The sequence below is a fragment of the Variovorax sp. W2I14 genome (genome assembly GCF_050435205.1).
GTDB lineage: Bacteria > Pseudomonadota > Gammaproteobacteria > Burkholderiales > Burkholderiaceae_C > Variovorax > Variovorax paradoxus_C.
The window spans coordinates 2,846,378-2,870,532 of the sequence record NZ_JBNDJX010000001.1; the positions used below are offsets into that span (position 1 = coordinate 2,846,378).

Here is a 24,155-nt window from a genome sequence, read left to right on the forward strand (position 1 = left end):
CCTCTACGCCGCCGGCTTGCCCAACTGGTTGCGCTTGGTCGCGGCCGCCATCAAGGCATTGATCGCCTTGATGGCCTGCCCTGCCTCGGTCTGCAGTTTCTGCAGCTCGTTGTCAGAAACGGCGCCGTCGTCGGCCAACGAAGAACAGGTCAGGGACACGAGCTCGCTGTACTCACGCGACGACTCGGCCAGCGCGCGCATGCAGTCGTCGCCTTCGACGTCCAGCATATCGGGCAGCGGGATGGACATTCGGCCGCACACCGCGTTGAAGGCATCCAGGATGCGGAAGTCCTTGGCTCGCAACGTCATCTTCACTGCGTCGAAGAGGCCCAACTTGGCGCTGCCAATGCCAGCGACCTCGGCGTTGAGCGTGTTGTGGTTCTTACCGATCTGCGGGGCGAGTGCGACGACGCCCCCCTCGAAGTCGTGCGCCACGTTGAACGCGGCAACCTTCACATCCATGGCCATTACGACGGCTCTCTTTCATCGTTACTGACAGTCATGCTGCAGTGCGGGAGACTGCCTGCATGACGAAAACACAAGGACCCCGCCGCCTCGGCAAGCCCAACACCGCGCACCTTCCCGCGCGCGGCGAAGGAGGAGGGAGGAATGGAAACGAGCACGCCGTTGTTCACGGCGACGGGGTGAAAACAGAGGGCGATCGCCATCACGCCTCAGCGGCAGCGTCGGGTTCTGGAGGCGGGAGCGTCCCGAGCGTTTGCTCTAGCTCCTGGAGCTTCCAGACGTCGTCGGCCGCAGCCGGCACTGCCCCGTTCTCCCAGCGAGAGATTCGAGATTGCGATACCCCGGAGCGGCGTGCGATTTCCGAACCGGACAGGCCCCGATGACGAAGCCGCTTGATCATTTCCGACGTCTTGCTCATGGCCGGCATTATGCATGTTTGCCTAGCATCGGCAACGATTTTGCATTACTCAATGCTGCATAGTCGCCAAATGAATGGGCGGCAACTACTGCGGGCACTGATGGCACAGGCGGGCGAGAACCCGAACTCGCTCGCGGACGCTCTTCAGAATCGTTCGCTGCAATCTCAGATTCAGCGCTTCGTTGACGGCAAGACGCGAAACCCGCGATGGTCGACCCTGGACCCAGTGGCCAAGCACTACGGCCTACGGGTCGAGGCCTTTCTAGATGATGAGGCAGCCGAGGAAGTTGCGATCGCTCGCGGATTGCTCAGTGCGAGCGATGGCAATACAAACGAAAATCGCGCGAGCAGCGCGCCAACGCCGATCCGCTCGGCGGCCCGCCCATTGTCAATCCATGAGCTTGTGCTTCAGCTTGGAAAGGCTCTGGCTCCGTACGATGCACCCGCTCGGAAGGCCGTCGCCTCGCTGCTCGCTGACATGGTGAACGATCCCGATGATGCGGCCCGCGCTGCAGAACGAATAGACCGTCTTCTGGGAGAGCCGGGAAACGGACAACCGGCCAAGTCCTCCAGTTTCAGCGGAGGCTGAAATTCTACGATTCGGCCTCACTGAACCGATGTCGCGATTGACTTATGCAAATTTGCTTTGACATAGGTTAGGTGAGTTTGCATAATCGGCCCCGTCACAACGACGGAGGCCGAAATGGTCATACCCTTCCCAGCCGCAGCCGCGGCACCCCAGCCGCTAAGCACGCTGCTCAACAGGTGTATCGGCTTCCTCGAAGGTTTCGAGGACGATCCCCAGCAGTGCGTCGCGCCGCTGCTTCTGCAGTTGCGCCGGGCCAACCTCTGCGACGTGCTGCAGTTGCTGGTCCCCGATACCGAGCCCCCCTGGATCCGTGAAGACAGCGACTTCGCGTGGACGCCACACACCGGCCTCCAGTTCACGGCGGCGTTCACGTGGGAGCGACACGGAAATTGGAGCCGCCCTGGGCTGTACGAGTGGACCGCCTCGCGTTTCGATGAGAGTGGCCGTCCTTGGCGGACGACGGGCTTCAGCACCGTCGATGACTTCGGCAACCTGGTAGAGGTGCCCCAATGAAGGCCCTCGCGGTCGCTGCCGGGATCGTGGGCCTCGTGTTTCTGTATGGCCTGGTCGACGCCATCGACGAAGCCAATAGAGCCGACTGGGACACGCGCGTGGCTCAGCGAGCACCGGGATGCACACGATGAGCACCCATCGCGTTCTCAAGCACCTGGACAAGGTGATCCGCGACCAGAAGGCCGCGCCGGTCTCGATCGACCAGCCGCACTTCCTGTTCGACTCGCCTCACGAGCTTCCGTCGTTCGGGGAACACCAGCTGTGCGTGACGCCGTATGACGGCCACCTCGCGGACATGAAGCTGGTCGAGTGGGGCTGCGCGCCTGTCGCGCCTTCACTGGTCGGCGTCGCGTTGGGCGACATCCAGCTGGTGCCGCAATCATGAGCGCGCAGCACACGCCGGGGCCCGGCATCGAGATCTCGCTCCGCATCGGCCAGCGCGTTCGCCATCGCGATCACCTTGGAGAGCGCGTCACAGGCGTATTGCGCGGGCTCTCACTCGACAGCGATCGCGTGCTGCAAGCCGACCTCGTGCTTGACGCCCCGATCGTCATCCCGGCGCGCAGTGCCGAAGACCGAGCGATCAGCATTTGGCATCAGCATGTTCCCGCTCACGAGCTGGCGCCGTTCGATGACCGCGATGAGCTGATGGCGCAGGCGATCGCCGCGTTGAAGCAGATCGAACGGCTGTCGCGCGAGGCAGACGGCAATCTGGTCGATGTGCCGGCCGCGCTTGGCGACATCGCCCGCGCCGCCATCGCCAAGGTCGCCGGGAGCGCATTGTGAGCGCCGAGCGAGCCGCCTTGATTGAGTTGCGCGATTCGGCGAGATCCGGAAGCCGTTTCGGAGGTGGCCAACATGAAGGCCGAGCTCGACCAACGCACGCCCGCAGCGTGGAACGCAGCTCGCGCCGCCATCGCCAAGACCACAGGGAGTACGCCATGAGACGGCTCCTCGACCCCATCGAGCTCGAAAAGCTTGCCGCGCGCCGCGACGACCCGCTGCGCTCGCCGTTCGACCTGATGCGCGACTTCGCTCGTGCGCTGGTCGGACTTTTCGTCGTGGCCGTCTTCGGCCTGACCGCGCTCGCCCTCGCGCTCTCCGACATGCCGGGAGTCACGCCATGAGTGCCGCCGTGCAGACGTCTGCACCCGTCCTCGAACCCGACATGTTCGACGACGGCGCGCATAACGAAATGATCTTCGAGATCCACGGCGAGCTGATCGCGGACGCTTCAGTCCGCGTGAAGCTCGTCGGTGTCGACGCACGGCCGTTGCCCGTGCTCTGCCTGGACCTGAAGCCGCTGAGCGGGTCAAAGCGAACGATCCACGCTGGCCAGGTCTTCAGCGAGGCTACCCGCGAGCAGGCCGAGCGCAAGGCCGCGACCCTCAAGAAGGGCGCACACGTCACCCTCACCACGACCTTCCACGACGTGCACACGGTGCTGCCGCACGTCCAGGCCGTGGATCTCCACCCGTCCTCAAAGGCCCATCAATGAAGAAGCAGATCATCGCGCTGACCGGCTACGCCGGCGTCGGCAAGGACACCGTCGCCGACCTCCTGGTCGCACACCTTAGCTTCCGAAAGGTAGCTTTCGCCGACGCGCTGCGCGGGGAAGTCGCCAATGGCTTCGGCGTGGAGATCATCCACCTCGCGCACCCGAGCACGAAGAACCACCCCATGAGCGCCCTGTCGCTTCGGAAGGCACCACGTGCGCTGATCGCCGGCATGATGCTCGGCGGCGTCGACATCCCGCGCAACGGCACAGGCCAGCCGACGGACGAGTGGCTCGACACGCCACGCACGCCGCGTCAGATCCTGCAGTGGTGGGGCACGGAGTACCGGCGCGCCACGCATCCGCACTACTGGTCACGCCAGCTACTGCAACGCATCGTCGACCAGATGCGTGACGGCGCCACGCGCTTCGTCATTACCGACTGCCGCTTTCAGAACGAAGCGGACACGGTGCGCATGCTCGAGGGCTACATCTGGAAGATCACACGCCCGGGCATCGACAGCAGCACAACCTCCGAAGGCGCGCACATCAGTGCCACGGACGGCAGCCGGTTCTCGCCTGACCTGGTCATCGCGAACAACCACGACGTGCGCCACCTGCAGCAACTGGTGCTCGGCGAGTTCCTGTCGATCGAGTCCGGCATCTCCGGCGCAACAGTCACGGTGCCAGCATGAGGATCTGGATCGACACCGAGTTCAACGGGTTTGAGGGCGAACTGATTTCGTTGGCACTGGTCGACGAGGCGGGCAGATCGTTCTATCACTACCTGCCGTGCGCCGAACCCGCCGCATGGGTCGCCGGCAACGTGCTGCCGGTGCTGGGCATGCACCGCGCTGACGGGGCGCCGACGTCTACACCGTTCATGCATCCGCGCGACTTTTGGTCGTTGCACCGCATGCAGTTCGCGCTCGCGCAATGGCTCTCCAGCTACGAGGCGGTGCACCTGGTGGCCGACTGGCCCGAAGACATCGCGCATTTCTGCCGCGTGCTGATCACCGGGCCCGGGACGCGCCTCGTAACGCCGGCCCTGACCATGGAGGTCCGCAGAGATCTCGACGCGCCATCGCTGGTGCCGCACAACGCGCTTGAGGACGCGCGCGCGATGCGTGCCGTGCACCTGGCGTACGAGGAAGTGGGGTGCGTGTGACCTCTCCTCTCCAAGCTGCGCACGACCAGGCCGTCGAGGCCGGGCCCGAGCCGATTGTCTGCACGGTGGCCGCACCGCGCACTTCGGCCATGACCGGTGTCTACATGGGCGAGCACCTGAGCATGCGATCGAGCCGTCCGGGCGCATACGACGCGATGGCCCTGCCGAGCCTCTTCAGCGGACAGAAGCGCGATCCCGCGGCACCGAAAGCCATCGTGTCGAAGCCCGCTCCACCTGAGCAACCGCTCTCGAACCTGTCGGTGCCACCGCTCGCGGCGCCCGTGGCCAAGAAGGCCGGCCCAGCCCGCGAGTTCCCCACGGTGCACCGTGAGAAGCAGCCATACCGCCCGCACCAGGGCAGCGTGCCGCACAAGGTGATCGAGCACCTGCGTGCCTTCGGCGGCTTCCTGAACCACTTCGAGATCTCCGCGAAGTTCGGCATCCATCGGACGAACATCACGGCGGTATTCAAGCCCGCGCTCAAGGGCGGCGCGCTGATACGCCACCTGGTGGACGGCCATGTGGGGTACGCCCTCCCCGACTGGCAGCCTCCCGAAGCCTCTGCAAGCCCAAGACCATTGCACATCGTTCACGCCAGCGGGCACGTGGATGCCATTCGGCCGGGATGTCACGACCGTCGTTTCTGGCAAGTGGACCTGCACAACGTTTCTCCGCTGACCAACGACGAAGCGACAGGGCTGAGGACGTTTCTCGGAACGGTCTCGGACGCGCTCTATCGCCCTGCTGGCCAGGACTACGTGGCCGGCGACGCCACCTTTGACGCGGACTTCGATCCCGAGCAGCTAAGCGCGCTCTACGCACTCAGCCTGCGTGAGGCCGAGCTCGCCCTGCTGCTCGGCTACATCGCGGTCCTGCAGCTGCGCAAGCAGCTCTTCGACGTCACCCGCGCCCTCCCCCTTTCCCCACTCACCGAGCCGCCCCGGCTCACCGATGCGGCCTGAGCCGCGGAGTCAAGTCACCATGTCCATGAAAGAATTTGCTTCGGATACCGGCGCCGTCCTCCTGGACGAACCCGCGACCGAGAAGCCAGCCTCCCACGAGCAGTTTGCAATGCTCGACCTGTCGCGGATCACGCCGAGCCTGACCAACCCTCGCAAGGCGTTCAACGAGGCGAAGATGCTCGACCTGGCCGAGAGCATCAAGGTCAGCGGCGTCCACCAGCCCATCCTGGTGCGGCCACTGCCGGGCAACCGCCTCGACGACACGTTCCGCAACCGCGGCGACGGCATGCCCTTGCCGACACACGAGATCGTGTCCGGCGAGCGCCGGTACCGGGCCAGCAAGGCAGCACAGCAGACGACGATCCCCGCGATGATCCGGCAGCTGAGCGATCAGGAGGTGCTCGAGATCCAGATCGTCGAGAACCTTCAGCGCGACGATCTCACCGAGCTTGAGGAGGCAGAGGGCTATCAGCGCCTCTGCGACGAGACCAACCTCGCCAAGGAGCTCGTGGGCGAGCGCATCGGCAAGAGCCGCAGCTATGTCTACGGCCGCATGAAGCTGCTCGACCTGAGCAGCGGCCCGCGCGAGGCACTGCGCGCCGGCGAGATCGACGGCAGCAAGGCGCTGCTCATCGCACGCATCCCCGACGAGAAGCTGCAGATCAAGGCCCTGGAGGCCGCAATGGAGAAAGACCATCAGGGTTCGCCGCGGCTGAGCTACCGAGCGCTGCAGACCTGGGTGCAGCAGAACGTCATGCTGAAGCTTTCGGCCGCGCGCTTCACGATCACCGACGCGAGCCTGGTGCCCGCTGCAGGAGATTGCCCGAGCTGCTCGAAGCGCACCGGCGCGAACCCCGATCTGTTCGCGGACGTCGATGGTCCAGACGTCTGCACCGACCCGCCATGCTTCCATGCGAAGGCAGCTGCTCATAGCGAACAGCTGATCGCCCGGGCGAAGGCCAAGGGCATGGAAGTCATCGAGGGCAAGGAAGCGCTCGAACTGCAGCCCCACCGGTGGGACACGTACCTTCACGGCTACACCGACCTGGACGATGAGATTCGCACGGCACTGCCGGAACGTGAGCTCAAGGGCAAGGTCAAGCTGTTCGTGAATCCCCACAACGGCGAAGTGCGGGAGATCGTGCCCGATGCCCTTGCCGAAAAAGCCGAGCGGAAAGCCAACGGCGGCAAAGTCAGCGAGCAGATGGCCAAGCAGCTGGCGAAGGACAAAGAACGCCAAGCAGAGCGCGACGCCCTCCAGCTGGCAGAGGACTATCAGGATCGCTGGCGCAAAGCAGCCACCGACGCGATCAAGCCGCGCATTCTGGCCGGGGAGATCCAGTCGCTCAGCGCAAACCTTCTGCGGCGCGTGCTGCTGGAGATCTCCATCGTCGATCAGCGATGCAACGAGGGAACGTTGGGTGACGTCCTCGAGCTGGAGGGATATCACTGCGATGACGAGCTCGTCCAGTCTTCGGTGCGTTCGCTCGACGACAACCAGGTCGGCTACACAGTCCTCCTTCTTCTGCTCGAAGGCGATCGCAACTGCCGCAACGACTGGGAAGACGGCAAGTGCATGGTCGACGACTCCGCGCCGGTTATTGAAGAGCTGTCGAGTCTGCTAGGGCTCGATCTCGCCGCGATCAAGGCAGATGTGCAGGCGCAGATCCGCGCCGAGCGCGCTCCACAAGCTCCCGCCGGCGAGGACCTGGCTGCGCAGCCGGAGGGAAGTGCGAAGGGAGAAAAATCGAAGTCGAAGCCTGCGGCGCCCGCGCGCAAGGGCAAGACGACGAAGGAAGAGGCAGCAGCGAGCATCGCTGCCGCGCTGCAAGAGCTTGATGCTGGGCCAGTGGAGGGGCAGGAGGCATCCGAGGCCCCGCAGGTGAGCGATCGGGTCATGGTGATCGACGTCGACAGCCTTTATCACGAGGAGGAAGGCACTGTCACTGCAGTCCTGAGCAACGGCAAAGTTCGGGTGACCTTCGCAGACGGCAACGATCCCACAATGCCGGCGGCATCGGTGAAGGTGGTTGCGGCCGCACTGTGGCCATTTCCCCGCAATCCGAGCGAGCGCACTGAGCCGGCCGTCGAGCTCAAGGAAGGCATGCGGGTCAAAGTGCGCAGCACCCTCATGGCCGGACTCCACACCGAGTACTTCGGCAAGGAAGGCAAGCTGAAGAGTGCCGTCGCCGGCGGTACCAAGTGGATCGTCAACTTGGCCAAGCCGAAGAAAGCCCCCAAGCTGGTCGAGCTCGAGGCTGACGTGTTGGAGGTGCTGGCATGACCTCCAATCGTTACCCCTTCCTCGGCGACAACCCATTCGATGAACGCGACGCAGCACACGTCGGCACCCTGCATCGCATCGGCGCGGAAATCGGCTACGGCCGTGCCCAGCAACTCCTCGGGCTGATCTGGGACATGGAGCACAAATGCGCGCCGCGGGGCAGCATGGGTGTCACCATCAATGACGACGCAGCCGAGCTCCCCAAGGCCCGCACTCCCGGCCCGGTCACACAGCCGTGGGTCCACTCGATTTCCATGATGCAGCAGAGCGTGCTGCTGGCTGCGATCCGAGGCCCTGACGGCCTGGCGAAGTACGGGGGTGGGGCAAAGATGCTGCTGCGGTGGTACCGGCGATGCATCTTGCTGTCTGCAATGGACGGCAAGGTCCTTGCCAATCCGATCGACGAGAACGGCGGCTCGTTCACCGGGCCGTCGCTGGATGGCCCTGACGATCTCGACCACTGGAGCGAGCGCATGCAACAGCACGTGCACGACTACCTGCGCCAGGTTGACGCGCTGCCCCACCACTACCAGATGCATTTCATGCACGCGGTCGAGATCGTCGGCTACAAGCATCCGGATACGGTGATCCGCCATTTCTGGCACCAGCTCTACCTGCGCCTGGTCAACGACTTCCACTTGTGGCCGGAGACCGAAGAGCAGCTCGACGAGCGCCTCGGGGACACCCGCAGCGGATGGCTCAAGCGGGCAGATCCCGCGACGGTGGACTGATATGACCATCGATACCGCGTTCAAGATGATCGAGTCTGCTCTGCATGGCCAGGCGCTGACCGCCTGTCCGCTTTGTGGCTCTCGCTCGGAGATGTGGGAGCGCGCCGAGGACGGGACGGCCGCAAAGGCCGTGTGCTGTTCACATGGCGATCCGCTGGTCTGCATGCCAGACGACGGCATCGTCTCAGGGGGATGCCCGCTATACATGCCGCCCGAGGGCTTCTACCGGGCGACGTATCGAGAGGCCGCGAAGACGTGGAACGCCGCGGCCGCCGAGTTCGTGCAAATGCGTGCTGAAGCCGCCACGCCCGAGCAGCTGCAGACAGAACAAAGCTATGCGGACCTGTGCTCCGAGCTCCGCCAGGAGCGCGAAATGTTGGCAAGCGTGCTGCAGGCCGTGCTCAAGGATCCGAGCAACCAAGAAGCAATCTCGCTGGCGAAGACGGCTCTCGGGCAGGCAACCGGAGTCGAGCAATGAGCCACGGCCGCCCTCCCCGCCGCGTGCGCTTCGCACCTGTGCCCGCACATGATGAGCCTGGTCGTGCGACAGGTCACGCGTCTCACCGCCGCCGAGCTCGGCCATGTGCTCGGCCCGATTGAAGCCAGCATGAAGGCGCTACGCGAAGGTGTCGCCTCTGAGCTCGACTGGTCGATGCTGGCCAGCGCTGTCGAGATCGCGATCGCCGTTGAAGACAAAGGCGTCGTCCGCGGCATGCGCGGCCACCTCGAGGCCGCCGAGCGCGCGCTGCAGGGCATCAAGCTGCGCGCGATGGCCACGGGCGAATGGGCGCCCACCGCCCTGTACTACCAGGAGCTCGACGACGTCAAAGCGGCTGTCGAGTTGCATCGGTTCCAGCTCGAGCAGTTGAGCTCGGCCGAGGCCACCAAGGCCCTCGACCTGGCCACAGGCCGCGTTCGTGCCGCCGGCGGCCGAGTCATCGAGCGTGATCGGAGCGCCGCATGAGCGCCACCTACCAACCGATCTGCTCCGCCTGCCGCGGGAACAACCCGATCGAGTTCCGCAAGGGCTGCGAAGGCTGCCGCGTGCGCCAGGTCGCGGGCCAGGCGCCGCAGCTCGCACCGGACCTCACCGACAAGCAGGTCGACGGCATGGACAGCACCATGCAGCCGCTGGAAGACAAATGACCGCCCGCCCGCTCTACCTCGACAAGCAGGCGGTCGCCGAGTTCGTCTCCCTGTCCGAGACCACCGTCGAGAAGCTCGTGCGTGAGGACGAGTTCCCGAAGCCTCGCGTGCTGTCCGGCCGCCGCGTGGCATGGCTGGTGCGCGAGGTCGAGGAGTGGGCCGAGGCCCGGCCCGTCTCCGACCTCCCGCCACCGCCGAACACCGGCAGCCGCCGGCGCCAACCCGCGGCATCGCATTCCCATCCCTGACCCCTCGGGTCAGTCCCTTCCCGCAACCAAGAAAGTCACCATCATGAGCAAGCCACGTCCGCAACTCGTCATTCGCATCGGCGAAGCCCTCTACGGCCTTCAGGTCGCGCCCAAAACTCCAGGCGAGTGCATCAGCGCCTGGTCGCCGGATAACGCCGTCGTCGCCGGCGCCACCAGCTGCTTCGATGGACTGGGCAACACCCGGGCCATGGCCGACGTGGGCATCAAGGTAGCCTTGTGGGCAACCGGCCTGGAGATCGATGGGCACAAGGACTGGTACATCCCGAGCCGCGACGAGCTCGAGCTGCTGTACCGCCACTACAAGCCGACGACCGAGACCAACTACGTCTACCGAGCTGGCGACAACCCGAGCAGCGTGCCGGCCGGCTACCCCTACACCGCCTCGCTGCCGGCGCAGACCGGCATCGACGGCTTCCGCGCCGGCGCGCCCGACGCGTTCGACGACGCCTGGTACTGGTCGAGCACGCAGTTCTCTCGCTACGCCGCCTGGTTCCAGGGCTTCGGCTACGGCTACCAGGGCAGCCACGGCAAGAGCTACGAGGGCCGAGTTCGAGCCGTCCGCAGATTCCTCATTGAGTGATTCAGTCCTTCAGTAATTCAATCCGGCGCGAAGCGCCGGCCATTTTTCGAAAGCATTCAAATGAGCAAAGCACAGCGCAATCTCACCCCGCCGAGCTACGGCGAAGTCTGGCCCGGCCAGGGGGGCGTCGTCGTCGATTTCGTACCTGGTCAGAGCGGCAAGCCCGGCTGGTACTTGATCGCGGCCACTGGACCCGAAGGCGAGAAAGAGAACATCGCCTGGGGCGGCCGCGACGTCGACGAGCCCGGCGCCCAGGACCAATGGGATGGCCTGTCCAACACCATCGCGTTGGCCGGCAGCAAGACGGATCACCCGATCGCCACGTGGGCTCGCAGCCTGGTGATCGACGGCCACCGCGATTTCTACATCCCGAGCATCCGCGAGATGCGCCTGCTGTGGGCCCGCACGCCGGAGCTGTTCCAGCCGCGGTGGTACTGGTCGAGCACGCAGTTCTCTCGCTACGACGCCTGGGACCAGGACTTCTGCCACGGCGGCCAGCGCGGCGTCGACCAGAGCTACGAGGGCCGAGTTCGAGCCGTCCGCAGATTAGTCATTCAGTAATTCAATCCTTCGCCGGCGCGAAGCGCCGGCCGTTCGCAAAATGACCATCCACACCGAACTGCCGCTCTACAAGCTCGCGACAGATCTCCTCAGCCTGGCCACCGACATCACGCACAACATGCCGCGCAACGTCAAGGCCTCGCTCGGCGGGAAGATCCACAACGGCTGTATCGACATGCTGGTGCTCATCGGCCGCGCGAATGCAGCACGCAACAAGGTGCCGCACATCACCGAGCTGCTCGAGCACCAGCATGTCGTCGAGCTCCTGCTGCGACTGGCGCACGACAAGCGCTTCATTTCGCACGGCCAGTGGGCGGCATCGGTGGAACTGAGCAACCGCATCGGCAAGCAGGCCGGCGGCTGGCTGAAGCACTCTCGCACCGCAGCGCCTGCTGCGTGACCGCCACGGTGGCCACGCCCGCGCGCTTTTTGAATCTGGTCTCGCCGCTGCCTCACGAGGGCACCGACATGCATGTAACGGATACCCATCGCCAAGGCGACCTGTGGTCCGATGCAGTTACCCCGCCGATCGGCTCCGGCCTTCGACAGGGCGACGTAGATAGCGAGCACCGACGCAGTTCTCTCGCAACAACGCCTGGAACCAGAACTTCAACAACGGCAACCAGAACAACAACGACAAGAGCTACGAGGGCCGAGTTCGAGCCGTCCGCAGATTCAACGCCCTTCGGGGCCCCTTTTTCTTTCGAGGATCTCGTGCAGGCGTGGCTGGACTGCCGCCGCACGAAGCGCAACACAGGGAGCGCCCTCGCCTTCGAACAATACGTCGAGCGAAACCTCGGCGAGTTGTACGACCAGTTGCTCGAAGGCACCTACAAGCCAGGGCGGAGCATCTGTTTCGTGGTGACGCGTCCCAAGCATCGGGAGGTGTGGGCCGCCGACTTCAGGGACCGCATCGTCCATCACCTCCTGTACAACCAGATCTCACCGCGCTTTCATGCCGGCTTTGTCGCGAGCAGCAGTGCCTGCATTCCGGGTCGAGGCACGCTCTACGCCGCGACTCGGCTTGCCCACGATGTCCGGTCCGTCACACAGAACTGGAGCCGCCCGGCGTGGTATCTCAAGTGCGACCTGGCCAACTTCTTCGTGGCGATCGACAAGCACGTGCTCTTCGAGCAGTTGTGCAGACGCGTGCACGAGCCCTGGTGGCGAGATCTCACGCACCTGGTGCTTTTCCACGACCCGCGCGTCGACGTCGACGTGCGCAGCCCGCCGGCGCTGCTGGCCCAGGTAGCGCCGCACAAGAGCCTGTTCAACGCGCCCGCCGACACCGGCCTGCCGATCGGCAATCTGAGCAGCCAGTTCTTCGCCAATGTCTTCCTGGATGCCCTGGATCAGTTTGCGAAGCACCGGCTACAGGCACGCCGCTATGTGCGCTACGTGGATGACTTTGTGCTGCTGCACGAGTCACCCCAGTGGCTGCACCAGGCACACCAGCGCATTGCCGCGTTCTTGCCCGAGCAACTGCACGCCAGGCTCAATCCGAGGAAGACCATCCTGCAGCCCGTGGAGCGCGGCATCGACTTCGTGGGGCACCTGATCAAGCCTTGGCGTCATACGACGCGTCCAAGGACCGTCAGGCAGGCGCTGCACCGCCTCGAGACGATGCCGCCACCGGAGATCTACGCAGCCAGCAACAGCTACCTCGGTCTGGCCAGGCAGGCAGAACAGAGCCACCAGGACCAGGTGGCGATCGCCCGGGCCCTGCTCAAGCGTGGCCACGCGGTCGACGGCAACCTCACCCGGATTTTTAGAAGGAGAATCGCCACATGAAGACCAGCCATCTTCCCGTTGTTCAGATAACGCCGGTCCACCGTATGGAAGCAGGTGGGCGCTTTGCTGAAGGTGACTACGTCACGCGCGACGGCACCGACGTGCACCGTTGCACGAATCTTTGCGATGCGGGCGACTCAGCGGACTTTGTGTGTGTCGTTGCGCCTCAGTCAGGGTGGACAACCGCAGGCGAAGTTGAAAGCAATCTCACTAGGCGCTATTCCCGAGTGAGCTACACACCGAAGATGCAGCTCGGGCGAGACGCTGACGACGACCAGGTCACCTCGTAGAAGCAAGCTGCTCGAGCTTGACGTCGAGCGCGGCGAGCCAATGCCGGCGTTCCTTGTCGTATTCGTAGGTGTTATAGACCCCGATCATTCCCGGCAGCATGTGCCCGAGGATCGCCTCGCCGACGGCATCCGGGCAGCCCATTGAGGCCAGGAGCGTGCGGCTCGTGCGCCGAAGATCATGCGGCGCCCAATGCGACACGGGTAGCCGAGTACGCACCTCTTTAGGGTTCGTCTTCGAGTAAGGCTGTTTGTAGTGCACGCCGGTCTGAAAGACCTTCTGCTCGGTGTGCCCGAGCTCGGTGTCCGCGGGGAAAAGATACCCCTTCTTGCCGGCGTCCTGCAGGCGCCGGCGCACCACGACCGCCGCCCGGCCAACCAATGGCACCCGCATGTCGGTTGCGTCCTTGTGGCGTGCATTCTTGGTCTTCGCCTTCGGAATGGTCCACCAGAGCCCGTCGTCCTCCTCGGTGATCTCATCCGCCGCCACCGCACAGATCTCGGCCCCGCGCGTGCACGTCCACAGGTAGAGCGTCATCGCATCATCGATCGTGCGAGAGAAGTTCGGCAGCCAGCGGATGAGTTCGCCCGTTTCGGCCTGGCTCAGCGATCGCTTCGCGGTGCCCACATACTTCCCTTCGATCTTCCTGCCCTTGCTTCGCAGCCGACCGCGCATGATCAGGCGCCACCAGTTCGGCGAGGAGTCGGGAAGACGGCCGGCATCGAGCGCGTGATCCCACGCGCCGGCGAGCTCACCTCGGAGCGAGGCCGTGCTCACCGGCGTGCCCGATTGCTTCTCCAACAGGTCGAAGGCATCGGCACGGGTGAGCGTCGCGGCCTGCTTGTGCGCGATCGCATCGAGGCGTTTGGTGAAGAGGCGCTCGACCTCCTTCGCTCCCTTGGCCTTGCGATGCTTCTTGATGTGGCCATTCAGGTAGTCGTCGCAGAGTTGCCGGATCGTGTAGCCCCGGCTGGCCGGCGCGGCCTTCGCGGCCGCCGTTGCCCGAGTCTCGAGGACCGGATCAGTACCGGCGTTCCGTTGGTCCCGCAGTGCCTCCCAGGCCACCGCAGCCTTGGCCAGGCTGACGGCCGGCCACTCCCCAATCTTCTTCTGCCGCATGCGCCCGTCGACAGGGGACTTGAACCGGTAGATCCAGGAGCGCTTGGACGCGCTGGCCTCCAGGCGTAGGCCTTGGCACCCGTCCACCATAATGTGCGCGCCAGGCGTCAGCAGCTTGGCTGCTCGGGCATCGAATTGCATTGCCACACTCCAGCGGCGTAGCTTTCCTGATGACCGGTTCGCCCCAGCGGCGTAACTTTGAGCGGCCAAGCAGGAAAAAGCTACGCCAACCCAGCGAGTTTAGAAGAGTTTTGAAAAGTGTCGATGGACAAAAAGCACGCCGCCCGATTGGCCGTTTCCCCAATAGGATCAACGACTTAATGAAAAAAGTCGATACAGATCAAGCGCTTACGAGCGACTCAAATTTGGGCCACACCCCAATGATGGCGCAGTACCTGGGCCTCAAGGCGGACCATCCGGACACCCTGCTGTTCTACCGGATGGGCGATTTCTACGAACTGTTCTGGGCCGATGCCGAAAAGGCCGCGCGCCTGCTCGACATCACCCTCACCCAGCGCGGCCAGTCGGCCGGCCAGCCCGTGGTGATGTGCGGCGTGCCTTTCCATGCGGTCGACACTTACCTCGCGCGGCTCATCAAGCTCGGCGAATCGGTGGCCATCTGCGAGCAGGTGGGCGAGGTCGGCGCGAGCAAGGGGCCGGTGGAGCGCAAGGTGATGCGCGTGGTCACCCCGGGCACGCTGACCGATTCGGAACTGCTCAGCGACAAGAGCGAATCGCTGCTGCTCGCGGTGCATGCGGGCACGCGCAATTTCTGCGGGCTCGCGTGGCTCAGCGTGACGGGTGCCGAGTTGCGGCTGGCCGAGTGCCCGGCCGATGCGCTCGAAGCGTGGATCGCGCGCATCGCGCCGAGCGAACTGCTGTACAGCGCCGAGGTGACGCCGGCTTTCGAGCAACGCCTGAAAGCCGCTCGCACCGCAACGCCGTTCACCCTCTCGATCCGCCCCGCGTGGCAGTTCGACGGCGGCCTCGGCGAGCGCAAGCTCAGCGAGCAGATGGGCAGCAACAGCCTGGCTGCGTGGAACGCCGAATCGCTCACCAACGCGCATGCCGCGGCCGCCGCGCTGCTGGGCTATGCCGAGCACACGCAGGGTCGCGCGCTCTCGCACGTGCAGCGGCTTTCCGTTGAGCGCGACGGCGACCTGATCGAGCTGCCGCCCACCACGCGGCGCAACCTCGAACTGGTGCAGACGCTGCGCGGCGAAGACTCGCCCACGATGTTCTCGCTGCTCGACACCTGCATGACGGGCATGGGCAGTCGGCTCGTCAAACGCTGGCTGCTCTCGCCGCGTCGTGACCGCAGCGAAGCGCAGGCGCGGCTCGAGGCGATCGCCGCGCTGCAGTCGACGGTGCTCGGGGGCACGGCCGCGCCCTGGCGCACGCTGCGGGAACAACTGAAGAACACGAGCGACGTCGAACGCATCGCGGCGCGCATCGCGCTGCGTCAGGTGCGTCCGCGCGAGCTGCTGGCGCTGCGCCTCGCACTTGCGAAGGCGGAGCAACTGGCGCCGCTGCTGCCCGCCTCTGCGCCGCTGCTGGCCCGCATCGCCGAACGTCTCGCACCGCCGCCGGGCTGCGCCGATCTGCTCACGAGCGCGATCAAGCCCGATCCGTCGGCGCTGGTGCGCGATGGCGGCGTGATCGCCACCGGCCACGACGCGGAGCTCGACGAGTTGCGCGCGATCAGCGACAACTGCGACGACTTTCTGCTGAAGCTCGAAATCAGCGAGCGCGAGCGCACCGGCATCAGCAACCTGCGGGTGCAGTTCAACCGGGTGCACGGCTTCTACATCGAGGTGACGCAGAGCGCGCTCTCGAAGGTGCCCGACAACTACCGCCGCCGCCAGACGCTGAAGAACGCCGAGCGCTTCATCACGCCCGAGCTGAAGGCATTCGAAGACAAGGCGCTGAGCGCGCAAGACCGCGCGCTGGCCCGCGAGAAGTGGCTCTACGAACAGTTGCTCGATGCGCTGCAGCCCTCGGTGCATGCGCTCACGCAACTGGCCGGCGGCATCGCGACGCTCGATGCGCTGTGCGCGCTGGCCGAGCGCTCGCACACGCTGCACTGGCGCGCGCCGACCTTCGTGTCGCACCCGTGCATCGAGATCCAGCAGGGGCGGCATCCGGTGGTGGAGGCGCGCCTCGCAGAGAAGTCATCCGGCGGCTTCATCGCCAACGACACGCAGCTCGGACCGCAGCAGCGCATGCAGGTCATCACCGGGCCGAACATGGGCGGTAAATCGACGTACATGCGGCAGGTAGCGATCATCGTGCTGCTCGCCTCCATCGGCTCGCACGTGCCGGCGGCGGCCTGCAGGCTCGGGCCGATCGACGCCATTCACACGCGCATCGGCGCAGCGGACGACCTGGCGAATGCGCAGTCGACCTTCATGCTGGAGATGACCGAGGCCGCGCAGATCCTGCACAGCGCCACGGCGCAGTCGCTGGTGCTGATGGACGAAATCGGCCGCGGCACCAGCACCTTCGACGGACTGGCGCTGGCCGCGGGCATCGCGGCGCAGCTGCACGACCGCAGCAAGGCCTTCACCCTCTTCGCGACCCACTACTTCGAGCTGACCGAGTTCCCGGCCACGCACCACGGCGCGGTGAACATGCATGTGAGCGCAACCGAAGCGGGCCGCGACATCGTGTTCCTGCACGAAATGCAGCCCGGCCCGGCCAGCAAGAGCTACGGCATACAGGTCGCGCGGCTTGCCGGCATGCCGGCCGCGGTGGTCAACCATGCGCGGCAAGCGCTCGAGGCGCTTGAATCGCAGCATGCGCAAACGCGTGCGCAGGTCGACCTGTTCGCGCCCCCTCCGGTGGCCGAGACGCCGCTGGCCAGCGCCGTAGAATCCGCGCTGGCCGCGCTAGACCCCGACACCATGAGCCCGCGCGAGGCCCTCGACGCGCTCTATGCCCTCCAGAAACTGAACACGCGTGAACGCAGTGCCGCCTGAGCGGGCCTGATTCATGCGAGACGAACTCATGACTTATTGCGTAGGCATCAAACTCAACGCCGGCCTGGTGTTTCTCTCCGACTCGCGCACGAATGCGGGCGTGGACCACATCAGCACCTTCCGCAAGATGATCGTCTACGAGCAGCCGGGCGACCGCGTGATGGTGCTGCTGTCCTCGGGCAACCTGAGCATCTCGCAGTCGGTGCGCGAAATCCTGCAGATCGAGGAATTGCGCGAAACCCGTGAAGACGGCTCGCAGGGCGACCCGATCACCATCTGGAACGCCAAGAGCATGTTCGACGCGGCCCGCGTGCTGGGCTCGGCGGTGCGCCATGTGTACGACCGCGATGCCGAGGCGCTGAAGCACGCGGGGCTCGATTTCAACGTGTCCTTCATCTTCGGCGGGCAGGTCAAGGGCGAAGGCATGCGGCTCTTTCTGGTCTACGCCGCGGGCAACTTCATCGAGGCGACGACCGAGACGCCTTACTTCCAGGTCGGCGAATCGAAGTACGGCAAGCCGGTGCTCGACCGGGTGCTCACGCCCGAAACGCCGCTGGACGAAGCCGCCAAGTGCGCGCTGGTGTCGATGGACTCGACGATGAAGTCGAACCTGTCGGTGGGCCTGCCGCTCGACCTGGTGGTGTACGAAGCCAACAAGTTCGAGACCGACCGGGTGATCTGCATCGACGCCGACAACCCCTACTACCGGATGATGCACAACAGCTGGGGCCAGAAGCTGCGCGAGGTGTTCGACAGCATCGAAGACCCGGTGTGGGACGACAGCCATACCGAGCATCCGCTGAAGATGCCGGCCACGCGGCACGGCGCGCTGCGCAAGATCTCGACCCCCGACGAAAAGCTCATCTGAGCACGGCATCGGCCATGGCCATGCCGCCCGTCGTCTTCTCGCACGGCAACAGCTTTCCCGCGAGCACCTACCGCGTCGTTCTCGACAGCCTGCGCAACCGCGGCTTCGAGGTCGATGCCATCGAGAAATTCGGGCACGACCCGAAGTACCCCGTCACCGACAACTGGCCGCACCTGGTGCAGCAACTGGCCGATTTCGCCCAGGTGCGCGCCGACCGCGCGGGCGGGCCGGTGTTCCTGGTCGGCCATTCGCTCGGCGGGTTTCTCAGCCTGATGTGCGCGGCGCTGCATCCGGCGCTCGCGCGCGGCGTGGTGCTGATCGATTCACCGATCCTCGGCGGCTGGCGTGCGAACACGCTCAACGTGGTCAAGCGCACGCCGCTCATGAAGAGCATTTCGCCCGGCGCCATCAGCCAAAAGCGCAAGAACAGCTGGGCGCACCGCGAGGCGGTGTTCGAGCATTTCCGCAGCAAGAAGGCGTTTGCGAAGTGGGACGAGCAAATGCTGCACGACTACATCGACCACGGCACGTTCGAGGGCGACGACACCCGGGAACTGAGCTTCGACCGAGACGTCGAGACGAAGATCTACAACACCCTGCCCCACAACCTGGGCGCGCTGCTGCGCAAGCACCCGCTCAAGTGCAAGGCGGCGTTCATCGGCGGGCGGCAGTCGGCCGAGATGAAGCGCGTGGGCATGGCAATGACCGAGCAGGTGACCAAGGGGCGCATCACGATGCTCGACGGCACGCACCTGTTCCCGATGGAAAAGCCGCTGGCCACCGCGGCGGCCGTCGAGGCGGCGCTGCGCAACCTGCTTTAGTCGTCGCGCCTGAAGCCTCAGGCGGCAGCAGGACGGCATTCGATGCCGTCGCCAACGCGCAGCACACCGCCGCGCAAGACCCGCGCCGTCACGCCGCCATGGCCGCGCATGGCGTTGTAGCCGCCGGGGCCGAGCAGCTCTTCCATCCGTGAACAGGGCTCGCAGGGGCCGCTGATTTCGAGCAGCACCTCCGCGCCGATGGCCAGCACCAGCGGCTGGTCGCGAAAGAGCGAACGCGCCGCCAGCAGGTTCAGGCCCGAGACGACGAGGTTGCGCCGCAGCCCTTCGGCGTCGACGCGCGCATGGCCGGTGAGCGCTGCGATCACCGGCAGGTGCTCCTGCTGGATCAGCGAGACCTGCCGCTTGCCGCCGGGGCGCGCGGCGGCGAAGCGGTCGCCTTCCAGGCCGCGCCCTTCCACCGCCACGGCCTCGTCCACCGACAGCACCGGCGCCCGGCGCGCCGGGCGCAGCAGGATGGCGTCGAGGCGGCCGGGCCGCGCGAATTGCCGGGTCAGTTCGTGGAGGTCGGGCATGCGGGGCATTGTCCATGCGACTTTTTTGCGCCCACTGTCGGCCCGACGCATACTCGCCCGTCCTTGGGGGAACAACGCCAGACGGAACCCGCCCGCATGACCGACATGTCCTGGATCGCCACCACGCTGACCGCCTCGCGACCGCGCGCGGTGGCGGCGCTGCTGCGGTACTTTCGCGATCTCGACATGGCCGAGGAGGCCTTCCAGGAAGCGAGCCTCCGCGCGCTGCAGCACTGGCCTGGCAGCGGCCCGCCGCGCGACGCACTGGCGTGGCTGATCTTCGTGGGCCGCAACGCCGCGCTCGACGAGGTGCGGCGCCGCAAGCTGCACGACACGCTGCCCGAGGACGAGGCCGCGATCTCCGACCTCGACGATGCCGAGGCCCGGCTCGTCGAACAGCTCGACCAGGCCCACTACCGCGACGACGTGCTGCGCCTGCTGTTCGTCTGCTGCCACCCCGAGCTGCCGCTGACGCAGCAGATCGCACTGGCGCTGCGCATCGTCTCGGGGCTGTCGGTGCAGGAGATCGCGCGCGCGTTCCTTGTCGGCGAAAGCGCGATGGAGCAGCGCATCACGCGCGCCAAGAAGCGCGTCGCCTCGGCCGGCATTCCCTTCGATGCGCCCGGCGCGCGGGAGCGCGGCGAGCGGTTGGCCGCGGTGAGCACCACCGTCTACCTGCTCTTCAACGAAGGCTATTCGGCCAGCGGCGGCACCGAGCATGTGCGCGCGGCGCTGTGCGACGAGGCGATACGCCTGGCGCGCCTGCTGCGCGAACTGTTCCCAGGCGATGCCGAGCTGATGGGGTTGACCGCCCTGCTCCTGCTGCAGCACGCGCGCGCCGCGGCACGGCTCGATGAAGAAGGCCTGGTGGTGCTGCTCGAAGACCAGGACCGCGGCCGCTGGAACCGCGCGCAGATCGGCGAAGGCCTCGCGCTGGTTGACCACGCGCTGCGGCGGGGGCAACCCGGCCCGTTCCAGGTGCAGGCCGCCATCGCCGCCACGCACGCACAGGCGGCACGCGCAGCCGACACCGACTGGGCCGAGATCGACCGGCTCTACGCCGTGCTCGAAGCGCTGCAACCGACGCCGGTGGTCACGCTGAACCGCGCGGTGGCTGTCGCCAAGCTGCGCGGGCCCGAAGCGGCGCTCGCGATGATCGACCCGCTGGCCGGGCCGCTCGCGGCGTACTTTCATTTCCATGGTCTCAAGGGCGGGCTGCTGATGCAGATGGGCCGCGCGGAAGAAGCGCGCGCCGCGTTCGCGGACGCCATCGCCCTCGCCCGCACCGCCGCCGAAGCCGCGCACATCCGCAGCCAGCTCGACCGCCTCGCCCACACCGCTGCGCACCAGCCAACCAAGGAAGACCGATGCTTTATTCCATCCTGATCTACGGTTCCGAATCCGCCGTGGGCGCCTGGGCGCCGGGCGTGGAAGACGACATGCTCGAGCGGCACACCGACCTGCGCGACGACCTTCAGTCCCAGGGGCGCCTGGGCACGGTGCTGCGCCTGATGCCCGACACCGCCACCACGGTGCGCCACACGGGCGCGGCGCATCCGCTCGTGACCGACGGCCCGTTCGCAGAGACCAAGGAGCAGCTGATGGGCATCTACATCGTCGATTGCGACACCCTCGAGCAGGCCCGCGACGCCGCCCGCCGGCTGGACTTCGAGACCGGGGTGTTCGAGATCCGGCCGGTCACCTGGTACGACCCGGGCGTGATCGCCGCGCGCATTCCGCAGGTCTGACCGGAAAACTTTCGCCGGCATTGTCGGATCGGGCCGCGGCCCGCCGTCCTTGGTTCGAACGCCCGCATGTCGCTGGGCGCACACCAAGGAGAAGTTCATGTCGTCGATTTCATTGCAGGACCAGTGCGCGGTCATTCACGGTGGCGGCGGCGCCATCGGTGGCGCGGTGGCCCGGGCCTTTGCGGCCGCGGGTGCGAGGGTTTTTCTTGCGGGCCGCACGCGCGCCAAGCTCGACGCCGTCGCACGGGACATCGCCGCGGCCGGCGGCCTGGCGGAAGTGGCGGTGGTCGATGCGCTCGACGAAGAAGCCATGCGGCGCCATGCCGACGACGTCGCCGAACGGGCCGGCGGCATCGACATCGCCTTCAACGCCGTCGGCGTGCTGCACGTGCAGGACCGGCCGCTGTCGGAGCTCTCGCTGGAGGACTACTTCCTCCCCGTGCACGCCTACACGCGCAGCAACTTCCTCACCGCAAAGGCCGTCGCGCCGCACATGGCCCGGCGCGGCGGCGGCGTGATCGTTTCGGTCTCCACACCGGCTTCTCGCCTGCCGGGGCCGGGCTACCTCGGCCATGCGGTGGCCTGCGCGGGCGTCGAGGCGCTGACGCGGCACATGGCGGGCGAGTTGGCGGCCTTCAACATCCGCAGCGTCTGCATCCGCTCCCACGCGATTCCCGAGGCTGCCGCCGCGGGGTCGCACAGCCACGAGGTCTTTCGGCCTGCGGCCGAGCGCATGGGAATGACGGTCGAGCAGATGCTCGCGGCCAAACCGGCCGGGCTGCTGGTGAAAAGGCTGCCATCGCTCGATCAGGTGGCGAATACGGCGGTATTCGTGGCGTCCGGGCACGCGGGCGCCATGACGGGAGCAATGGTTAACCTGAGCGGCGGCGTCACGCTGGACTGACGCTCCGGAAGCGCTGGTCGCGCGGTGGTCCATGAGCACCGCGCCAATGGCCCTGGCGCACGCTTTCTAGCTAAACATTCCAAATAGAGCGATAGTTCCTGCCCAGTCGCAGGTTCCCCCTGTTTTCAGTTGGGTGACTCCAAGATACAAATGGCAATACTCTGCAACAATCCCATATATAAGTAAAAACGTCCTACCAAAGTCAGGCACCGTTCAGAATCCCGCCCACATGTCCAATTCGCACCTGGAAGACGTCGAAGTCGTTTCCCTGAGCCCCGCGCTGGTGGTCGAAGACGACCCGGCCATGCGCGAGCGGCTCGCCTACGTGCTGTCGACCCTGGGTTGCGACGAGCCGCAGATCGCCTGGGCCGACAGCGTGATGGCGGCCAAGGAATTGCTGGAGGACCGCGATTTCGGGGTTGCGCTGGTCGACATCGGCCTGCCGGACGGCAGCGGCGTCGAGCTGATCGGCTGGATGCAGGCGCATCGCCCGAGGGTTCCCGCGGTGGTGGTCTCGGCCTGGCGGACCGAAGAGGTCATCTTCGCGGCGCTGCGGGCCGGCGCCATCGGCTACCTGCTGAAGGAACGCGACGACCTGGAGCTGAGCATCGCGCTGCGCAGCATCGAGCAAGGCGGCGCGCCCATCGATCCGGCCATCGCGCGCCGCATCCTCGGGTGGCTCGCGGCGCAGCAGACTTCGCTGTCCGCGGTGCTGGCCACCGATGCGCCGTCCCCACTGCCTGTGGCGCTGACGCCGCGCGAGCGAAAGATCCTCGAACTGGTGGCGCAGGGGCTGAGCAACCGCGACATGGCCGAATCGCTGTCGATCTCGCGCCTCACGGTGGAATGCCACACCAAGAACATCTACCGCAAGCTCGCCGTCACCTCGCGCACCGAGGCGGTCTTCCAGGGGCGCAGGCACGGCCTGTTGCGCTGACCGGCCTGCTGACCGGCCCGCTTCACCACCTCACCAGGCGTAGCCCGCCTGCACAGACGCTGTGATTCGCTGGCCGCCGCTGCTTACCCCACCCCGCTTGAAACGAGCCTGACAGATCGGGGCGGAGCGCGCCCTTCTGTTATCAACGGAGCCATCTCCGAGAACTGGTAGACGGAATGCCCTCCCCCCAACATCGACCGCCGCTTGGCCTTCGACCCGCGCTCAGAAGCCGATGGGCACAGGCATGGCTTGCCGCGTCGCTGGGCGTGCTTGTTTTCGTGCTCTTCGCGGCGCCCCTGTCGATGGCGACGGCCCAGGGGCAGCAGCCCCCTGCTCCCGAACTCCATGCCGAAGCCGTACGCGGCACCGGCTGGGACGACACCACGCCGCCCACCGACGGCTGGACACCCGTCGCGCTGCCCGACAGCTGGCCCGATCGCTGGCCCGGTTTCGATGGCGTGGTCTGGTACCGGCTCACCTGGACGCAGCCCGCGGGGGTGCGCGAAGCCGGGCTGCTGCTGAACTACTTCAACATGGCCGGCGCGGTGTTTCTCAACGGCACGCCGGTCCTTCGCGACCCGAACCTCGTCGAGCCGCTCACGCGCTCATGGAACACGCCGCGCTATTGGCTGCTGGCGGCGCCGCTCTTGCGCCCCGGCACCACCAACACGCTGCTGGTGCGCGTCTCGGGCCTTTCGCCCTATCAGCCGGGGCTGGGGCCGGTGCGACTGGGCGCGCCGGCCGCGATGCAGGCGCTGTACGAACGCGAGCGCCTTTTTCGCCACGACCTGCCGATGCTGGGCCTCGCGCTGAGCGCGGTGGTCTCGGCCTTCTTCGCGGCCCTGTGGGTGTTGCGCCGCAGCGAGACGGCCTACGGCTGGTTCGCGCTGATGTCGGTGCTCTGGCTCGCGTACGGCTACAACCACGTCGCCACGACGCCCTGGCCTTTCACGAACAACCACAGCTGGCAGGCGTTCAAACACCTCG

Annotated in this window: 32 protein-coding genes; 28 read left to right on the forward strand and 4 right to left on the reverse strand. The window is 66.1% G+C overall.

The genetic code is table 11. The features are described 5' to 3' along the window. Positions 1 to 3 precede the first annotated feature (3 nt). Positions 4 to 468, reverse strand: a complete 465-nt coding sequence (locus QF040_RS13240) for a phage regulatory CII family protein (protein ID WP_429611404.1) — start codon at positions 466 to 468, stop codon at positions 4 to 6. Positions 469 to 667: 199 nt separating this feature from the next. Further along, complete coding sequence (locus QF040_RS13245) at positions 668 to 892, reverse strand: helix-turn-helix domain-containing protein (protein ID WP_429611405.1); 225 nt, start codon at positions 890 to 892, stop codon at positions 668 to 670. On the opposite strand from QF040_RS13245, the gene QF040_RS13250 reads away from it, so the two are divergent. The 21 genes from QF040_RS13250 to QF040_RS13350 all read left to right on the forward strand — a co-directional run bounded on the left by QF040_RS13250 (position 858) and on the right by QF040_RS13350 (position 13,262). Then, positions 858 to 1,472 (forward strand): hypothetical protein, encoded by a 615-nt coding sequence (locus QF040_RS13250; RefSeq protein ID WP_429614737.1) that lies wholly within the window; start codon positions 858 to 860, stop codon positions 1,470 to 1,472. The genes QF040_RS13245 and QF040_RS13250 overlap by 35 nt on opposite strands. A 114-nt stretch (positions 1,473 to 1,586) precedes the next feature. Continuing rightward, complete coding sequence (locus tag QF040_RS13255; RefSeq protein WP_429611406.1) at positions 1,587 to 1,985, forward strand: hypothetical protein; 399 nt, start codon at positions 1,587 to 1,589, stop codon at positions 1,983 to 1,985. Continuing rightward, on the forward strand, positions 1,982 to 2,116 hold the full coding sequence (locus QF040_RS13260) for a hypothetical protein (protein ID WP_429611407.1): 135 nt from the start codon (positions 1,982 to 1,984) through the stop codon (positions 2,114 to 2,116). The genes QF040_RS13255 and QF040_RS13260 overlap by 4 nt, the downstream gene beginning before the upstream one ends. Beyond that, a complete protein-coding gene (locus QF040_RS13265) occupies positions 2,113 to 2,370 on the forward strand; it encodes a hypothetical protein (protein ID WP_429611408.1) in 258 nt (85 codons plus the stop codon). Before QF040_RS13260 ends, QF040_RS13265 begins: the two co-directional genes overlap by 4 nt. Next, entirely contained in the window at positions 2,367 to 2,771 is a 405-nt protein-coding gene (locus tag QF040_RS13270) for a hypothetical protein (protein WP_429611409.1), read from the forward strand. The genes QF040_RS13265 and QF040_RS13270 overlap by 4 nt, the downstream gene beginning before the upstream one ends. Before the next feature lie 155 nt (positions 2,772 to 2,926). Beyond that, on the forward strand, positions 2,927 to 3,112 hold the full coding sequence (locus QF040_RS13275; protein ID WP_429611410.1) for a hypothetical protein: 186 nt from the start codon (positions 2,927 to 2,929) through the stop codon (positions 3,110 to 3,112). Beyond that, positions 3,109 to 3,483, forward strand: coding sequence for a hypothetical protein (locus QF040_RS13280; RefSeq protein WP_429611411.1), 375 nt, complete (start codon positions 3,109 to 3,111; stop codon positions 3,481 to 3,483). The genes QF040_RS13275 and QF040_RS13280 overlap by 4 nt, the downstream gene beginning before the upstream one ends. Beyond that, on the forward strand, positions 3,480 to 4,175 hold the full coding sequence (locus QF040_RS13285; protein ID WP_429611412.1) for a hypothetical protein: 696 nt from the start codon (positions 3,480 to 3,482) through the stop codon (positions 4,173 to 4,175). The genes QF040_RS13280 and QF040_RS13285 overlap by 4 nt, the downstream gene beginning before the upstream one ends. Further along, positions 4,172 to 4,648 (forward strand): hypothetical protein, encoded by a 477-nt coding sequence (locus tag QF040_RS13290; RefSeq protein ID WP_429611413.1) that lies wholly within the window; start codon positions 4,172 to 4,174, stop codon positions 4,646 to 4,648. The genes QF040_RS13285 and QF040_RS13290 overlap by 4 nt, the downstream gene beginning before the upstream one ends. Further along, positions 4,645 to 5,610 carry a hypothetical protein gene (locus QF040_RS13295; RefSeq protein ID WP_429611414.1) on the forward strand — a complete coding sequence of 322 codons (966 nt, stop codon included), beginning with the start codon at positions 4,645 to 4,647 and terminating at the stop codon, positions 5,608 to 5,610. Before QF040_RS13290 ends, QF040_RS13295 begins: the two co-directional genes overlap by 4 nt. 19 nt (positions 5,611 to 5,629) lie before the next feature. Next, positions 5,630 to 7,894 (forward strand): ParB/RepB/Spo0J family partition protein, encoded by a 2,265-nt coding sequence (locus QF040_RS13300; RefSeq protein WP_429611415.1) that lies wholly within the window; start codon positions 5,630 to 5,632, stop codon positions 7,892 to 7,894. Then, a complete protein-coding gene (locus QF040_RS13305) occupies positions 7,891 to 8,625 on the forward strand; it encodes a hypothetical protein (RefSeq protein ID WP_429611416.1) in 735 nt (244 codons plus the stop codon). The genes QF040_RS13300 and QF040_RS13305 overlap by 4 nt, the downstream gene beginning before the upstream one ends. A gap of 1 nt (position 8,626) precedes the next feature. Next, a complete protein-coding gene (locus QF040_RS13310) occupies positions 8,627 to 9,103 on the forward strand; it encodes a hypothetical protein (RefSeq protein ID WP_429611417.1) in 477 nt (158 codons plus the stop codon). Between the two features lie 48 nt (positions 9,104 to 9,151). Beyond that, entirely contained in the window at positions 9,152 to 9,589 is a 438-nt protein-coding gene (locus QF040_RS13315) for a hypothetical protein (protein WP_429611418.1), read from the forward strand. Next, positions 9,586 to 9,771 (forward strand): hypothetical protein, encoded by a 186-nt coding sequence (locus QF040_RS13320; RefSeq protein WP_429611419.1) that lies wholly within the window; start codon positions 9,586 to 9,588, stop codon positions 9,769 to 9,771. The genes QF040_RS13315 and QF040_RS13320 overlap by 4 nt, the downstream gene beginning before the upstream one ends. After that, positions 9,768 to 10,019, forward strand: a complete 252-nt coding sequence (locus QF040_RS13325; RefSeq protein WP_429611420.1) for a helix-turn-helix transcriptional regulator — start codon at positions 9,768 to 9,770, stop codon at positions 10,017 to 10,019. Before QF040_RS13320 ends, QF040_RS13325 begins: the two co-directional genes overlap by 4 nt. A 43-nt stretch (positions 10,020 to 10,062) precedes the next feature. Next, positions 10,063 to 10,620: a DUF1566 domain-containing protein gene (locus tag QF040_RS13330; RefSeq protein WP_429611421.1), complete on the forward strand. Its 558-nt coding sequence runs from the start codon at positions 10,063 to 10,065 to the stop codon at positions 10,618 to 10,620. Positions 10,621 to 10,680: 60 nt separating this feature from the next. Continuing rightward, positions 10,681 to 11,181, forward strand: coding sequence for a hypothetical protein (locus QF040_RS13335; protein ID WP_429611422.1), 501 nt, complete (start codon positions 10,681 to 10,683; stop codon positions 11,179 to 11,181). A 40-nt stretch (positions 11,182 to 11,221) separates the two neighbouring features. After that, entirely contained in the window at positions 11,222 to 11,581 is a 360-nt protein-coding gene (locus QF040_RS13340; protein ID WP_429611423.1) for a four helix bundle protein, read from the forward strand. A 314-nt stretch (positions 11,582 to 11,895) separates the two neighbouring features. Continuing rightward, positions 11,896 to 12,972 (forward strand): RNA-directed DNA polymerase, encoded by a 1,077-nt coding sequence (locus tag QF040_RS13345; protein ID WP_429611424.1) that lies wholly within the window; start codon positions 11,896 to 11,898, stop codon positions 12,970 to 12,972. Continuing rightward, entirely contained in the window at positions 12,969 to 13,262 is a 294-nt protein-coding gene (locus QF040_RS13350; RefSeq protein ID WP_429611425.1) for a hypothetical protein, read from the forward strand. The genes QF040_RS13345 and QF040_RS13350 overlap by 4 nt, the downstream gene beginning before the upstream one ends. Here QF040_RS13350 and QF040_RS13355 read toward each other — a convergent pair. Beyond that, complete coding sequence (locus tag QF040_RS13355) at positions 13,252 to 14,520, reverse strand: tyrosine-type recombinase/integrase (protein ID WP_429611426.1); 1,269 nt, start codon at positions 14,518 to 14,520, stop codon at positions 13,252 to 13,254. The two genes, QF040_RS13350 and QF040_RS13355, sit on opposite strands and share 11 nt — an antisense overlap. 179 nt (positions 14,521 to 14,699) lie before the next feature. Between QF040_RS13355 and mutS the strand changes: the two genes are divergently transcribed. The 3 genes from mutS to QF040_RS13370 are packed head-to-tail and all read left to right on the forward strand — an operon-like array spanning position 14,700 to position 19,046. Next, a complete protein-coding gene (mutS, locus tag QF040_RS13360; RefSeq protein ID WP_429611427.1) occupies positions 14,700 to 17,357 on the forward strand; it encodes a DNA mismatch repair protein MutS in 2,658 nt (885 codons plus the stop codon). A 28-nt stretch (positions 17,358 to 17,385) separates the two neighbouring features. Next, complete coding sequence (locus QF040_RS13365; protein ID WP_013542517.1) at positions 17,386 to 18,225, forward strand: proteasome-type protease; 840 nt, start codon at positions 17,386 to 17,388, stop codon at positions 18,223 to 18,225. 14 nt (positions 18,226 to 18,239) lie between these two features. Then, a complete protein-coding gene (locus tag QF040_RS13370; protein WP_429611428.1) occupies positions 18,240 to 19,046 on the forward strand; it encodes an alpha/beta fold hydrolase in 807 nt (268 codons plus the stop codon). A 17-nt stretch (positions 19,047 to 19,063) separates the two neighbouring features. Here QF040_RS13370 and QF040_RS13375 read toward each other — a convergent pair whose 3' ends face one another. After that, positions 19,064 to 19,579 (reverse strand): MOSC domain-containing protein, encoded by a 516-nt coding sequence (locus tag QF040_RS13375; RefSeq protein ID WP_429611429.1) that lies wholly within the window; start codon positions 19,577 to 19,579, stop codon positions 19,064 to 19,066. 96 nt (positions 19,580 to 19,675) lie between these two features. Between QF040_RS13375 and QF040_RS13380 the strand changes: the two genes are divergently transcribed. From QF040_RS13380 to QF040_RS13395, 4 genes are all read left to right on the forward strand, one after another. Next, entirely contained in the window at positions 19,676 to 20,965 is a 1,290-nt protein-coding gene (locus tag QF040_RS13380; RefSeq protein ID WP_429611430.1) for an RNA polymerase sigma factor, read from the forward strand. Beyond that, a complete protein-coding gene (locus QF040_RS13385; protein ID WP_429611431.1) occupies positions 20,947 to 21,327 on the forward strand; it encodes a YciI family protein in 381 nt (126 codons plus the stop codon). Before QF040_RS13380 ends, QF040_RS13385 begins: the two co-directional genes overlap by 19 nt. 97 nt (positions 21,328 to 21,424) lie before the next feature. Further along, positions 21,425 to 22,231 (forward strand): SDR family NAD(P)-dependent oxidoreductase, encoded by an 807-nt coding sequence (locus tag QF040_RS13390; protein ID WP_429611432.1) that lies wholly within the window; start codon positions 21,425 to 21,427, stop codon positions 22,229 to 22,231. A 229-nt stretch (positions 22,232 to 22,460) separates the two neighbouring features. Beyond that, complete coding sequence (locus QF040_RS13395) at positions 22,461 to 23,168, forward strand: response regulator transcription factor (protein WP_429611433.1); 708 nt, start codon at positions 22,461 to 22,463, stop codon at positions 23,166 to 23,168. The last annotated feature ends 987 nt before the right edge of the window (positions 23,169 to 24,155 follow it).